This is a genomic window from Intrasporangium mesophilum, assembly GCF_054783095.1.
The window spans coordinates 312366-326895 of sequence record NZ_BAAGRF010000004.1; the positions used below are offsets into that span (position 1 = coordinate 312366).

The following is a 14530-nucleotide window of genomic DNA, read 5'->3' on the forward strand; positions in this document are numbered from 1 at the left end:
GCGATGAGCGCGGTCGCAGTCCCCGTCGAGGAGGCCCCGCGAGCCGGGCCGCGCGTCGAGGTGCTCGGCATCCGGCATCACGGCCCGGGCTCGGCCCGATCGGTCGGGCGTGCACTCGAGGAGCTGCGGCCCGACGTCGTGGTCATCGAGGGACCGCCCGAGCTCGATGCACTCATCCCGCTGGCGGCCGATCCTGACCTCGTCCCGCCAGTCGCCGGGCTCGTGTATGCCGTCGAGTCGCCGAGGCGCGCCGCGTTCTACCCGTTCGCCGTCTTCTCACCGGAGTGGGTGGCGTTGCGCTGGGCGCTCGAGCACCGCGTCGACGTCCGCTTCGCCGACCTGCCCGCGACGCACTTCCTCGCCGGGGCGGAGGACGACGACCGCGGGGTCAGGTCACGCCGCGTCGACCCGATCGGAGAGCTGGCTCGTGCCGCGGGCTACGACGACCCGGAACGCTGGTGGGAGGACGCCGTCGAGCACCGGCGCACCTCCTCGCTCGAGCACTTCGCACACCTCCGCCAGGCCATGCACGCAGTCCGGGGCTCGCTCGAGGTTGACGACGATGCCAAGCGAGAAGCCTTCATGCGCAAGGTGATTCGCTCCGAGATGCGCTCAGGTCGAGACCGCATCGCGGTCGTGTGCGGGGCGTACCATGCCCCGGCTCTCGACCCGGCGGCATACCCTCCGGCGACCCGCGACAACGCGCTGCTCAGCAAGCTGCCGCGGGTCAAGGTCGCCGCGACGTGGGCGCCGTGGACGTCGCAGCGGCTGTCCTACGCCAGCGGGTACGGCGCCGGCGTCCGCTCGCCGGGGTGGTACCAGCACCTGTTCGTCACTCCCGACGACGAGGTCGTCCCCTCGTGGTTCGTCCGCGTCGCCCGGGCCCTGCGGAGCGAGCGCCTCGACGCCTCGACTGCGTCCGCCGTCGAGGCGGCCCGGCTGGCCGAGGCTCTGGCGGCCGTCCGCGGCCGCCCTTCCGTGGGACTGAGCGAGCTGACCGACGCGGCTCAGGCGGTCCTGGCCGAAGGGTCCGACCTGCCGCTCCGGCTCATCGACCGCACGCTGGTCATCGGCGAGCAGCTCGGCCAGGTGCCGGACTCGACACCGATGGTTCCCCTTGCGAGCGACCTTGCCCGGCAGCAGAAGTCCTTGCGGCTCAAGGTCTCGCCGACCTCAGCGGTCATCCAGCTCGACCTGCGTCGCGAGGCGCAGCTGGCGCGGTCGGTGCTGCTGCACCGGCTGAGCATCCTCGACGTCCGCTGGGGCACGCAGACCGACGCCGGCGCGACGACCGGCACGTTCAAGGAGGCGTGGGAGCTCGAGTGGACCCCCGAGCTCGCCGTCGCCCTCATCGAGGCGAGCCTCTACGGCACGACCGTCAAGAGCGCCGCCGAGGCCCGGGTCACCGAGGAGGCCGAGAAGGCCACCGAGCTCGGACGCCTCGGCTCGCTCATCGAGCAGTGCCTGCACGCCGACCTCCCGGCCGGGCTCCGCGCCGTCGTCGCCGCCCTCGCCGACCGCACCGCACGGCAGCACGACACCCAGGCCCTGCTCGAGACCGTCGAGCCCCTCGCCCGCACCTGCCGCTACGGCGACGTGCGCGGCGTGGACGTCGCCGACGTCGCCCACGTGCTCCAGACCGTCGTCGTGCGCGCCGCCGTCGGGCTCCGGCCGGCCTGCGCCAGTCTCGACGACGACAGCGCAGACGCGATGCGGCGTGCCGTGGAGGCCGCCCATCGCGGGATCGCGCTCGTCGACCGTCCAGAGCTCCGAGACCCGTGGCACGAGGCACTGGCCGTCGTCGCGCGCGACGAGGCGATCCACGGGTCGGTCTCCGGACGCGTCAACCGGCTGCTCCTCGACGGCGCCCTGCTGTCGCGCGATGACGCGGCGGCACGCCTCAGCCGCCGGCTATCGCCCCATGCCGGAGGTCCGGCTGCCGCAGCGTGGCTCGACGGATTCCTCACCGGTGAGGCGTTGCTGCTCGTCCACGACGCGGACCTCCTGTCGACCATCGACGAGTGGCTCGCCGGCACGACCGACGAGACCTTCGAGGACCTCCTGCCTCTCGTGCGGCGCACGTTCTCGCGGTTCCAGCCTCCCGAGCGCCGGCTCATCGGCGAGCACCTGCGCGAGCTGGGTGGCCGCGGTCGGCGCGATCGGGACGACACGGCATACGGGCGCGGTGGTCCGGCACCGGTCGACCTCGACCGCGCGGCACCCGCCGTGCTGGCCGTCGCGCGGCTGCTCGGGCTGGAGGGTGTGTCGGGTGCGCAGGAGGTGATCTCGGATGACGAATGAGGCGTCGACGGCGGGGCGCGACCGGCTCACCCGGTGGCGGCTGGTGCTCGGCGGCGAGCAGGCCGACGGCATCGGCGAGGCGGCCGTCCTCGACGGCGACGACACCAAGCGCGACGAGGCGCTTCGCCAGCTCTACGACAGCGACCGCAAGGGCGGGCTCAGTGCCTCGGCGCCCCGGGTCGCGCGCTGGCTCGGCGACATCCGCGGGTACTTCCCCTCGTCCGTCGTGCAGGTCATGCAGGCCGACGCCATGGACCGGCTGGGCCTGACCCAGCTGCTGCTCGAGCCCGAGCTCATGGAAGCCGTCCAGCCGGACATCAACCTCGTCTCGACTCTCGTCGGGCTGAACCGCGTCATCCCGGAACGCTCGCGTGCCACCGCCCGGGCCGTCGTCAGGGTCGTCACCGACGAGCTGGAGGAGCGGCTGCGTGCCGAGACGGTGCAGGCCGTCACCGGCGCCCTCAACCGCGCCGCACGCACTCGCCGGCCCCGGCAGTCCGACATCGACTGGCAGCGCACCATCGCCGCGAACCTCAAGCACTACCAGCCTGAACACGGCACGGTCATCCCGGAGCGGCTGGTCGGGTACGCCCGCCGCACCACCCGGGTCGAGCGCCAGATCATCCTCTGCATCGACCAGTCCGGCTCGATGGCCGAGTCAGTCGTCTACTCCAGCGTCTTCGGGGCGGTGCTTGCATCGATGCGCTCCGTGTCGACCCGCCTCGTCGTCTTCGACACCAGCGTCGTCGACCTCACCGACGAGCTCGACGACCCCGTCGACGTCCTCTTCGGCGTGCAGCTCGGCGGTGGCACCGACATCAACCGCGCCCTCGCCTACTGCGAAAGCCTCATCGACCAGCCCGCTGAGACGATCCTCGTGCTCATCAGCGACCTGTACGAAGGCGGGATCGCCGAGGAGATGGTGCGCCGCGCCCAGTCGATCGTCGCGTCCGGGGCCACGATGGTCGCACTCCTCGCGCTGAGCGACTCCGGCCGGCCGAGCTTCGACGCGAACCACGCGGCCGCGCTCGCGGCCGTCGGGGTCCCTGCCTTCGCCTGCACCCCGGACCGGTTCCCCGAGCTCATGGCGACCGCGATCGAGCGACGCGACATCACGGCGTGGGCGGCCGCCCACGACATCGTCACCACGCACGAGCCCGACCCACCAGCCTGACCCGGTATGCCGCCCCGCCCGGTCAGCCGCGCCGCTCCGTAAGCCGGCCGCACCCTCCGTCGGTCGGCCTTCCCAGCCGATGCGGTCCCTCCAGTCGAGTGGGCGCTCAGTAACAGACAGGCACCACGCGTCGATCGCCGCGAAGCCAACCTCGCGGATCGAACCGACCACTTCAGGTGGTCCCTCCAGTCGAGTGGGCGCCCAGTCACATCGGCAGGGCCAGCGACTGTGAAGCCCCAGTCAACGTCGATCAGGCAAGTGCCGCGACCGCTTCGATCTCCACCAGCTGGTCCGGATAACCCAGCACCGTCACCCCGTGAAGGGTGCTCGGCACCTCGTGGTCCCCGAAGGCGTCGTGCACCACCGTCCACGCGCTGACGAGGTCCTCGCGAACCGTGGTTGCGACCAGGACACGCGTGTAGATCACGTCAGCCAACGTCGCGCCTGACGCCTCGAGGGCCGCGACGAGGTTGCGGACGCAACGCCGCGCCTGCGCCTCGATGTCCCCGGGAGCCACCGTCAACCCGTCGTCGTCGAGCGGACAGGCCCCCGCGGCGAAGACGAGGCGCGCAGGCTCGGCCGTTGTCGCGGCGTAGGCATACGGTGCGGTGTCCGTGAGCGCGTCGGACCGGATGAGGCGCACAGCCGAGTCGGGTGAGGTCATGTCCGGACGGTAACAAGGTGGTGCGCGGCTCGTCCCTGCAGTTGTCGCCTGCCGGAGCCAGCGCGGACCTTCGCCATATTAATGCTAACGCGGTCGTCCACAGACAAACGTGCATCATCGTTCGAACAGGTGTACGATGAAGCATGGCGACCGAGGCGCAGATCGAGCAGGACTGGGAGCTGGTCGCGGCACTGGCCGCGGACCTGCACGACGCCCACGCACGCCTGGTCCAGCTGGTCACCCGAGCCCTCGTCGAGGACACCTGGGCCGCCCCCGGGATCCGCTCGCCCGAGCACTGGCTGATGGTGCGGGCCGGTCTGTCGCGCGGGCAGGCCGCCGCGGTCGTGCTGCTGGCCCGCCGCCAGGACGAGCTGCCCGCCACCGCGGCCGCACTCCGGCAGGGAGCGATCAGCCTGGACCAGGCCGCGGTCGTGGCCCGGCACACCCCGGCCGAGTTCGATGCCACCGTGGCAGAGTTCGCCCGACACGCCACCGTCACGCAGCTTCATCGCACCGTCAGCCGGTACGACTTCACCCTCGAGCCTTCCAGCCACGACTCCGAGGGGCGGCTGCTGCCAGCCCAGCGTCCCGACCCGCACACCGGCCCCGACGGGCTGCCCACCCTGATCGCCCCGGCCGCCCTGAGCATGGGCTTCGACGCCGACGGCCGGTTCCGGCTGCGGTACGACGCCCCGCCCGAGCAGGGCGCCCTGGTACAGGCCGCCCTCACCGAGGCCAAGGACCACCTCTTCCACGCCACCACCGACACCAACACCGACACCGACATCAGCCCTGACATCAGCCCTGACATCGGCCACAACGGCGGCGACCACAACGGCGACGGCAACGGCGACGGCAAGGGAGCTGGCAGCGAGCGCGGCGCCGACGACGCGGCTGGGTCAGCCGGTGATGCGTCTGACCCTGCGACTGACCCTGCGTCTGACCAGGCGTGTGAAGGCGCGTGCGGCGGTCTGGCCCGGAGTGGCCTCGATGACCGCACCGGTCCGGACGGGTTCGACGGCGCCGGCGCCCGCAGCGTCGGGGGCCGGCCGCGGGTCACCTGGGCCGACGCGTTCACCCTGATCGCCACCCGCTCGCTGCACGCTGCGGCCACCCCGGCGCGGAGGTCGCGGTACCGGGTCAACGTGTTCCTGGACACCGACGGCGGCTGGCTCACCGGAACACCGCGCCTGCCCCGGCACCTCATCGACGGCCTGACCTGCGAGGGCACACTGACCCCGGTCTGGACGACGAACGGGCACCCGGTCAACGTCGGCGACAGCCAACGGGTCGTGCCGAACCGGTCCCGGGTCCTGGTCCTGGACCGCGACCGCGGCTGCCGGTTCCCAGGCTGCGGGGCCAGCAGCTACCTCGAGGTCCACCACCTGAGGCACTGGCGCGACGGCGGCCCCACCGACCTGCCCAACCTGCTGTCACTGTGCCCGCACCACCACGACGGGCACCACCGCGGCGAGTACGCCATCACGGGCGACCCCACCCGCCCCGATGGCCTGCGCTTCCACACCCGCACCGGCCTGGACATCAGCCCACCCGGGCACCCACCCGGTCGCAAGCCCGACCAGCGAGTCCCCGACCAGCACGGCGACCAGCCGCCGCAGCACCCGTCACTGCCGCGGGCAGGCACAAACGCGAGCCCACGCGACCCTGATCCCGACCGGCGCGACCCCGCCGGACTCCGACTCCTGCCGCTTCACACCGAACATCACGACACCATGCCCACCGACACCATGCGACCGACCCGGCGGACGGCGACCGACACCGCCACTACCGACGACCCCATCCTCGGTTCGCGAGGAGACCTGCACTCGTCCGCCGGCCCAGCCTCCAGCGGCCCAGCCCCCGCCGGCCCAGGCCGGGCAGACCGGACCCGCCCACGCCCACGCCTGGGCCGCACCTACCCCGCGCCCACCGGCGGCACGCTGCACCTCAACCTCGTCGACTTCACCCCACCCCGCCAGCGCCGGGACGAGTAGAGCCTCCGTCGATAGCTCCGCGCCTGCCGCGGCCGCCAGACACCCCCTACGCAGCAGGGAACGCGAAGCAGGTGCGGCAGCGGGCCTCGTACGTGAAGGTGCCGTCGTCGGGGAGCGCCTGGCCGCCGAGGTCGTCAAGGAACGGGACCTCGGATCGGAGCACCTGGGTGTGCGTGGCGCGATACTCGTGGCAGACGTCGCAGACGGCACGCCGATAGGTCACAGCGTCGGGAGCCAGCTCCAGCAGGGACCGCACCGTGCGGAACAGCTCGCCGCGGTGGTCCAGGTCGATCCCGGCGACGACGACGCGTGTGCCGCGTCGGAGCAGCTCGTTGACCACGGCGACGTCCGCGACGTCGAACATGTGGATCTCGTCGACCGCGACGACGTCGAGCTCCTCGTCGAGGGCCGCTGTCAGGCTCGCCACCTTCGTCGTCGTGAGCATGCCTCCGCTGCGCGACGTGACGCCGGTGTCGCGGACGTGCCGCGCTGACTGGAAGACACGGTGACGCACGCGGGTGAACTGAAGCGGCGACAGCATCGAGATGAGCTCGAGGCTCTTGCCGGACTTCATCGGGCCGAGCACTACATCGAGCGACACCTCCGACGCGGTGCGGACTGCCTGCCTGACGTCGTCGATCGTGGTCACCCGGAGAACCTACCTACCGGCACCGACACGACGCCGCACGCCCCGCCGACGACACAGACGATCCCGGCCACCTCCGCGGGACGGCGAGCGCACCCGTCCGCGGACGACTCGGACACCGCGGGCTCGGGCCGCTCGGGACACCGCTCGGGACACGGCTCGGGACACCGCTCGGGACGGCATACCCCGCTTATTGGGTGGGCGTCACCCGACAAAGTCCGATGTCTACTCGCGGGTCAGCCGGAAGGAGTGGAAGGCTGCGCATGTGGCGTGACGTGCGCCACGCACCCCGACCGGGTGCGACGTGAAGGAGAACTGCTCGATGATCTCGCGCATCGCGATCGTCAACCGAGGCGAGGCCGCCATGCGCCTCATCCACGCCGTACGAGACCTCAACGCCGAGGCCGGGCCCGGGGGCCACCGCATCGAGACGATCGCCCTGCACACCGAGGGCGAGCGCCGCGCGATGTTCGTCCGGGAGAGCGACCACGCGTACGACCTGGGTCCGGCGTCGGCGCGGCCCTACCTGGACCACTCGGTGCTCGAGCGGGCGCTGCGTGAGACCGGGGCGGACGCCGCGTGGGTCGGGTGGGGGTTCGTCGCCGAGGACCCGGCCTTCGCGGAGCTGTGCGGGCGGATCGGCGTGACCTTCATCGGACCCAGCCCCGAGGCGATGCGCAAGCTCGGGGACAAGATCGGCTCGAAGCTCATTGCCGAGGAGGTCGGCGTGCCTGTCGCGCCGTGGAGCCGCGGCGGGGTCGACACCCTCGAGGACGCCAAGGCCGCGGCCGCGCGCATCGGCTATCCCCTCATGCTCAAGGCCACTGCCGGTGGCGGCGGGCGCGGCATCCGCCGGGTCGACTCGGACGCAGACCTCACCGACGCCTACGAGCGCACCCGTGACGAGGCTCAGCGGGCCTTCGGCTCCGGCGTCGTCTTCCTCGAGAAGCTCGTGACCGGGGCACGCCACATCGAGGTCCAGGTGATCGCCGACGGGCAGGGCACGGCGTGGGCGGTCGGCGTCCGCGACTGCTCGGTGCAGCGGCGCAACCAGAAGGTCATCGAGGAGTCGGCGTCGCCGGTGCTCTCGAGCGAGCAGGTCGCCGAGGTGAAGGCGAGCGCCGAGCGCCTCGCCGTCGCGGTCGGGTATGCCGGGGCCGGGACGGTGGAGTTCCTCTACCACCCCGGGGAGAAGTTCTTCGCGTTCCTCGAGGTCAACACCCGCCTTCAGGTCGAGCACCCGATCACCGAGGTCGTCACCGACACGGACCTCGTCAAGCTCCAAATCTACGTCGCCAACGGCGGCCGTCTCGACACACTGCCGCAGGGACGGCCGACCGAGCGCGGACACGCCGTCGAGGCGCGGCTCAACGCCGAGGACCCGGACCGCGACTTCGCGCCGTCGCCCGGCAAGATCACGCTGCTCGACTTCCCAGCCGGGCCGGGCATCCGCGTCGACACCGGCGTCGGGGAGGGCGACTCCATCCCGGCCGACTTCGACTCGATGATCGCCAAGATCATCGCCTACGGCCGTGACCGCGACGAGGCGCTGGCGCGGTTGCGCCGGGCCATGTCAGAGACGACCGTGGTCATCGAGGGCGGCTCCACCAACAAGAGCTTCATCCTCGACCTGCTCGACCAGCCGGAGATCATCGACGGCTCGGCCGACACCGGCTGGATCGACCGCGTCCGAGGCGAAGGACGCCTCGTGTCGCACCGCCACTCCGGCGTCGCGCTCGTCGCCGCCGGCATCGAGGCGTACGAGGACGCCGAGGCCATCGAGCGAGCCCGCCTCTTCGAGTCCGCCCGCGGCGGACGCCCGCAGGTCCAGCACACCGTCGGCCGCGCCATCGACCTCAAGCTGCGCGGGATTGCATACAAGGTCATGGTGCTGCGCACCGCCTCCCACCGCTACCGCGTGTCGATCCAGAACGGCGGGGACAGTCATGTGGTCGACGCTCAGGTCGACCGCATCGACGAGTATGCCGGCCGGATCACCGTCGAGGGACGCCCCCACCGCCTGGTGACCGCCACGCACGGGCCCGTGCACCTCGTCGAGGTCGATGGTGTGACGCATCGGGTCTCCCGCGACGAGGGCGGTGTGGTCCGCTCGCCCGCACCGGCACTCGTCGTCGCGACCCCGGTGGAGGTCGGTGCCGAGGTGGCCGCGGGTGCGCCGGTGCTCGTGCTCGAGTCGATGAAGATGGAGACGGTGCTGCCGGCACCGTTCCCGGCCCGGGTGCGTGAGCTGCTCGTCGCCGTCGGGAGCCAGGTCGAGACCGGCGCGCCGCTGGTGCGGCTCGAGCCCACTGGTGACGAGGCGGACTCCGCGGAGGTGGCGCAGGAGAGCACCGTCGACCTCGACCTGCCCGAGTCGGGGTCGCGTGAGACGACCTCGGCGGAGCGTGCTCAGCGGGGCATCGAGGACCTCTCGGCCACGATCCTCGGCTTCGACGGCGACCCGAACGGCGACCGCGGCACCCTTGCCGGGTACCTCGCGGCCCGCGACGAGCTCGCCGCGGGCGGCACCGTGCCTCTCGCCGAGGAGATCGCGGTCCTGCAGCTGCTCACGGACTTCGCCGAGCTCAGCCGCAACCGACCCGCCGCCGAAGAGCGCCACACCGAGCTGCTCGTGCACAGCCCGAAGGAGCACTTCCACTCCTACCTGCAGAGCCTCGACCCCGACCGGGCCGCCCTGCCGGACGACTTCCGCGACAAGCTCGCCCGCGTCCTGGAGCACTACGGTGTGCCCGACTTCGAGCGCACGCCGGACCTCGAGGAGGCCGTGTTCCGGATCTTCCTGGCGCAGCAGCGCTCGGCGCCCGAGGTGCTCCTGGCCACGTCGCTGCTGCAGCGATGGCTGGCCGAGCCGGCTCCGGAGCCGTCGCTCTACGTCGAGGGGCGGGAGACGCTCGACCGGCTGGTCGTGGCGACGCAGCTGCGCTTCCCTGTCGTCGGCGATCTCGCCCGGAGCGTGCGGTTCCGGTGGTTCGACCAGCCGCTCGTCGATCTCGAGCGGCAGAGCGTCCTCGCCGGCGTGGGTGACAAGCTGGCTGCGCTCGCGGCGACCCCCGACGCGCCCGACCACTCCGCCCGCGTCGACGAGCTCGCGGCCATCCCCGAGCAGATCGTGCGGTTCCTCGCCGAGCGCCTGCACGACCCGGTGACGGGAGACCTCCCCGAGCACGAGCCGATGCTCGAGGTGCTCATCAAGCGGCACTACCGCGAGCACGAGCTGCACGGCCTGCACACGTTCCTCGGCGGTGGGCGGCCGTTTGCGGTCGCCGACTACACGCTCGACGGGCGCCCGACGCACCTGACCACCACGATCGGACGGGTCGAGGAGCTGGCCTCGGGCAGCGCCCTGGACCAGGCCGTGTCGAACGATGTCTGGGGCCGTCCTGAAGAGCACCAGGCGGTCGTCGACCTGTACCTCAGCTGGCCCGAAGAGCCCGAGTCGCCCGACGAGGCGAGCGCCCGGCTGGCCGCGCTGCTCAGCGAGCTCGAGTTCAGCAACGAGGTGCGCCGGGTCGCCGTCGCCGTCAGCCCGGGCAACGGTCGCCCGGTCGGCTACTTCACGTTCCGGCCCAGCGCCGACGGCCTGACCGAGGACCGCCTGGTGCGCGGTGTGCACCCGATGGTCGGTCGCCGTCTCAACCTCTGGCGGCTCATCACCTTCGATGTGACCCGGCTCGAGGCACCCGAGGACGTGCTGCTCTACGAGTGTGTCGCCAAGGACAACCCCGACGACCGGAGGCTCGTGGCCCTCGCGCAGGTGCGCCAGGTCGTCGTCGTGCGCGACGAGTCCGGCATGGTTTCCGGATTGCCGCACGTGGAGCGGGCGATCGCGAACTGCCTCGAGGCGATCCGGCACGTCCGGACCAGCCGCGGGCCCGGCGCGACCAAGCTCGACATGAACCACGTCTGGATCTCGGTCTGGCCGACGATCGACGCCGACGTCAACCAGCTGACCGCCCTGCAGTCGAAGATCGCTCCGGTCACGGCCGGGGCCGGGATCGAGGAGGTCCTCATCCAGGGCAGCGTCGCGGGTGGTCCCGGTGACTCGCCGATCCCGATGGCTGCACGGTTCGGGTACCAGCCGGGCTCGGGTGTCGTGGCGAGCCTTGCCGCGCCCCCCACCGAGCCGCTCAAGCCGCTCGACGACTACGCGTCGAAGGTCGTGCGGGCCCGCCGTCGCGGCCTGGTCTACCCGTACGAGCTCCAGGCGATGATCGCCGGCACGAATGGCACGGTCCAGGAGCACGACCTCGACGACTCGGGCGCGCTGGTCCCCGTCGACCGGCCGCTCGGTCTCAACAAGGCCGGGATCATCGTCGCCGTCGTCACGTCGCCGACGATGCGGCACCCCGAGGGGGTGACCCGCGTCGCGCTGTCGGGCGACCCGCTGCGCTCGCTCGGCTCGGTCGCGGAGGCCGAGTGCGCACGGGTCATCGCCGCCATCGACCTGGCCGAGAGCATGCAGGTGCCGGTGGAGTGGTACTCGCTGTCGGCCGGCGCGCGCATCTCGATGGACTCCGGAACCGAGAACATGGACTGGGTGGCCAAGGCCCTCAAGCGGATCATCGAGTTCACGCAGGCGGGCGGCGAGATCAACATCGTCGTCGCGGGCATCAACGTGGGCGCCCAGCCCTACTGGAATGCCGAGGCCACGATGCTCATGCACACCAAGGGCATCCTCGTCATGACGCCCGACAGCGCCATGGTCCTCACCGGCAAGCAGTCGCTCGACTTCTCCGGCGGCGTGTCCGCCGAGGACAACTTCGGGATCGGCGGCTACGACCGCGTCATGGGCCCGAACGGCCAGGCGCAGTACTGGGCCAAGGACCTCGCCGGTGCGCGGGCCATCCTCATGGCGCACTACGACCACGCCTACGTCGCGCCGGGCGAGTCGGGCCCGCGCCGCGTGCCGACCAGCGACCCGACCCATCGCGACGTGACGCTCNGACCCGACCCATCGCGACGTGACGCTCTTCCCCCACGACGTGCCCGACTCGGGCTTCACCACGGTCGGTGACATCTTCTCGTCCCTGACCAACCCGGACCGCAAGAAGCCGTTCGACATCCGCACGATGATGCGCGCGGTGAGCGACCAGGACCACGAGCCGCTCGAGCGCTGGGCGGGCATGGCCGACGCGGAGACGGCTGTGGTGCAGGACGCGCACCTCGCCGGCATCCCTGTGTGCCTCATCGGCATCGAGTCGAAGTCCGTTGCGCGCCGGGGGTTCCCGCCCACCGACGGTCCGGACACGTACACCGCGGGCACGTTGTTCCCGCGGTCGTCGAAGAAGGTCGCCCGGGCGATCAACGCCGCGAGCGGCAACCGACCGGTCGTCGTGCTGGCGAACCTGTCGGGCTTCGACGGGTCGCCGGAGTCGATGCGCAACCTCCAGCTCGAGTACGGCGCCGAGATCGGCCGGGCCATCGTCAACTTCGACGGTCCGATCGTGTTCACCGTCGTCTCGCGCTACCACGGCGGCGCATTCGTCGTCTTCTCCAAGGCGCTCAACCCGCGCATGACCGTCCTCGCCGTCGAGGGCTCGTTCGCGTCGGTCATCGGAGGTGCGCCGGCAGCCGCAGTGGTGTTCTCGCGCGACGTCGACGCACGGACCGCATCCGACCCCAGGGTCACCGACCTCGACGCCAGAGCTGCTGCAGCCTCCGGTGTGGAGCGGGCCCGCCTCGCCACGGAACTGGCCGAGCTACGCAGCACGGTCCGGGCCGAGAAGCTCGGCGAGGTCGCGTCCGAGTTCGACGGCGTCCACAGCATCCACCGGGCCGTCTCGGTCGGGTCGGTCGACGCGGTCATCGGGGCGCACGAGCTGCGTCCCCGCATCATCGAGGCGCTCGAGGAGGGCTTGCGTCGCTGAGCCGTCGGTCCGAGATCTCAGTGGGGTCAGGCGGGTGACCGCTGCGCCGAGGTGCCGTTGCTCGGCGCAGCGTGGTGCCCGACCCGCTCGGCGAGGAAGTCCTCCCAGGTGCGGTGCCCGACAGCGTGGGCCGGCGTGAGGTTGGCGCCGGCCCGGATGGCCCGGCCGGCCTGCCCGCCGGCGCGCAGCGGCACGAGCAGCCGACGCTTGCCGGTGGCGGCCAGGTAGCTGCGGGCCAGGTCCTTCATCTCGTAGACGGTCGGGCCACCCATCTCGTCGACCAGGCCGGCGGGCGCCGCGAACGCGAGCGCGGCGAGCCGCGCCGCGACCTCGCCGGTATCGACCGGCTGGAACCGGGTGCCGGAGAAGTACGGCATGAGCGGCGACTTCGCCAGGCCCTGGAGGGTCAGCAGGGCGAGGTCGTGGAACTGGGTGGCGCGCAGCGTGGTCCACGGCAGCCCCGACTGCTCGACGACCTGCTCAGCGGCGCGCTTGGACGCGAAGTACGCGAACATCATCCGGTCCATCCGGCTGACGACCGGCACCCGATCGGCACCGACGACGGAGATGAAGACCAGATGCGGAAGGGACGCACCCGCGGTCGCGCGCACTGCGCGCACGAGATTGCCGGTCTTGACCTCGTCGCCCTGCTGCGTTCCCGCGCAGTGGACGATGGTGTCGACCCCGGCGACGGCAGACTCGGCGCCCGCTCCGGTGGTCAGGTCGCCGACGACGTATTCAGTCTGGCTCGCTCCGCTCGCCTGTTCGGCGCGCCGGGTTCGGCTGAGGATGCGCAGGTCCACGCCCGCGGCGCGAAGGAGCGGGGCGACCTGCTTCCCGAGGGTGCCGGTGCCGCCGGTCAGGAGGATGCGTGATGTCATGAGCTCTCGGCCTCTCTTCGGATCTCGGTCACGTCTGGTGTCTTTCGTGGGTCTACCCAGTGCGACACCTGCGAAGAAGGGAATGTGACATCAGTGCCTGACGACCTGCTGGAGACGGAGTTCGAGCGGCAGCGGCCGCGGTTGCGCGCCGTGGCCTACCGCATGCTCGGCTCGCTGAGCGAGGCCGACGACGCCGTGCAGGAGACGTGGATCCGGATGGGCCGGGCCGACACCGAGTCGATCGACAACCTCGCGGCCTGGCTGACGACCGTGGTGACGCGGGTCTGCCTCAACCTGCTCAGGGCGCGAGACCACCGCCGTGAGGTGCCGCTGGACGTGCACGTCCCGGAGCCGGTCATCAGCTCGGCCGAGGGCCTCGACCCGGAGCAGGAGGTGCTGCTCGCCGACTCGGTTGGCCTCGCGCTCATGGTGGTGCTCGACACGCTCGGGCCGGCCGAGCGGGTGTCCTTCGTGCTGCACGACCTCTTCGCCGTGCCGTTCGACGAGATCGCCGACGTGCTCGACCGCACGCCGGCCGCGGTGCGGCAGCTCGCGAGCCGGGCGCGCCGGCGCGTGCAGGGCGAGGCGCCACGGCCCGACCCGGACCTCGCCCGGCAGCGTGAGGTCGTCGACGCGTTCTTCGCCGCAGCCCGCAGCGGGGACTTCGATGCCCTGGTTGCCGTGCTCGACCCGCAGGTCGTGCTGCGCGCCGACGGTGGTGGGTCGAGGAGCCGGCCGACCATCGAGCTGCGCACGCCGCGGGAGGTGGCTGCGCAGGCGACGCTGGCCAGCAGGCTCGCACCATACGCGCGCCCGGCCCTCGTCAACGGCACACCCGGTGTGGTCGTGGTCGTCAACGGCAAGCCGTTCTCGATCATGGCGTTCACGGTCACCAACGGCCGGATCGTCGAGATCGACGTGCTCTACGACCCGGAGCGCCTGGCCCGCGTGGACCTTTCTGCGGTCGAGTGACTGGGGGCAG

The 14530-nt window shown here is 71.7% G+C and carries 9 protein-coding genes; 6 read left to right on the forward strand and 3 right to left on the reverse strand.

The window, feature by feature from the left end; translation table 11 throughout:
- The first annotated feature begins 3 nt into the window (after nucleotides 1–3).
- Together ACYVLP_RS04820 and ACYVLP_RS04825 are read left to right on the forward strand one after the other, a co-directional pair.
- Complete coding sequence (locus ACYVLP_RS04820; RefSeq protein ID WP_460626200.1) at nucleotides 4–2301, forward strand: DUF5682 family protein; 2298 nt, start codon at nucleotides 4–6, stop codon at nucleotides 2299–2301.
- A complete protein-coding gene (locus tag ACYVLP_RS04825; RefSeq protein ID WP_460626201.1) occupies nucleotides 2291–3475 on the forward strand; it encodes a VWA domain-containing protein in 1185 nt (394 codons plus the stop codon). The genes ACYVLP_RS04820 and ACYVLP_RS04825 overlap by 11 nt, the downstream gene beginning before the upstream one ends.
- 250 nt (nucleotides 3476–3725) lie before the next feature.
- On the opposite strand, the gene ACYVLP_RS04830 is transcribed toward ACYVLP_RS04825, so the two are convergent.
- Nucleotides 3726–4139 (reverse strand): RidA family protein, encoded by a 414-nt coding sequence (locus ACYVLP_RS04830; RefSeq protein WP_460626202.1) that lies wholly within the window; start codon nucleotides 4137–4139, stop codon nucleotides 3726–3728.
- A gap of 143 nt (nucleotides 4140–4282) precedes the next feature.
- On the opposite strand from ACYVLP_RS04830, the gene ACYVLP_RS04835 reads away from it, so the two are divergent.
- The gene (locus tag ACYVLP_RS04835) at nucleotides 4283–6133 is read left to right on the forward strand and encodes an HNH endonuclease signature motif containing protein (protein WP_460626203.1); all 1851 of its coding nucleotides are present in this window, start codon (nucleotides 4283–4285) and stop codon (nucleotides 6131–6133) included.
- 46 nt (nucleotides 6134–6179) lie between these two features.
- On the opposite strand, the gene ACYVLP_RS04840 is transcribed toward ACYVLP_RS04835, so the two are convergent.
- On the reverse strand, nucleotides 6180–6782 hold the full coding sequence (locus ACYVLP_RS04840) for a thymidine kinase (RefSeq protein ID WP_460626204.1): 603 nt from the start codon (nucleotides 6780–6782) through the stop codon (nucleotides 6180–6182).
- 361 nt (nucleotides 6783–7143) lie between these two features.
- Here ACYVLP_RS04840 and ACYVLP_RS04845 point away from each other — a divergent pair, with 361 nt between their 5' ends.
- The gene (locus ACYVLP_RS04845) at nucleotides 7144–11814 is read left to right on the forward strand and encodes an ATP-binding protein (RefSeq protein WP_460626379.1); all 4671 of its coding nucleotides are present in this window, start codon (nucleotides 7144–7146) and stop codon (nucleotides 11812–11814) included.
- Nucleotides 11762–12667, forward strand: a complete 906-nt coding sequence (locus ACYVLP_RS04850) for a carboxyl transferase domain-containing protein (RefSeq protein WP_460626205.1) — start codon at nucleotides 11762–11764, stop codon at nucleotides 12665–12667. Before ACYVLP_RS04845 ends, ACYVLP_RS04850 begins: the two co-directional genes overlap by 53 nt.
- 26 nt (nucleotides 12668–12693) lie before the next feature.
- On the opposite strand, the gene ACYVLP_RS04855 is transcribed toward ACYVLP_RS04850, so the two are convergent.
- Nucleotides 12694–13548 (reverse strand): SDR family oxidoreductase, encoded by an 855-nt coding sequence (locus ACYVLP_RS04855; protein ID WP_460626206.1) that lies wholly within the window; start codon nucleotides 13546–13548, stop codon nucleotides 12694–12696.
- 84 nt (nucleotides 13549–13632) lie between these two features.
- Between ACYVLP_RS04855 and sigJ the strand changes: the two genes are divergently transcribed.
- Complete coding sequence (gene sigJ, locus ACYVLP_RS04860; RefSeq protein ID WP_460626207.1) at nucleotides 13633–14520, forward strand: RNA polymerase sigma factor SigJ; 888 nt, start codon at nucleotides 13633–13635, stop codon at nucleotides 14518–14520.
- Nucleotides 14521–14530: the final 10 nt, after the last annotated feature.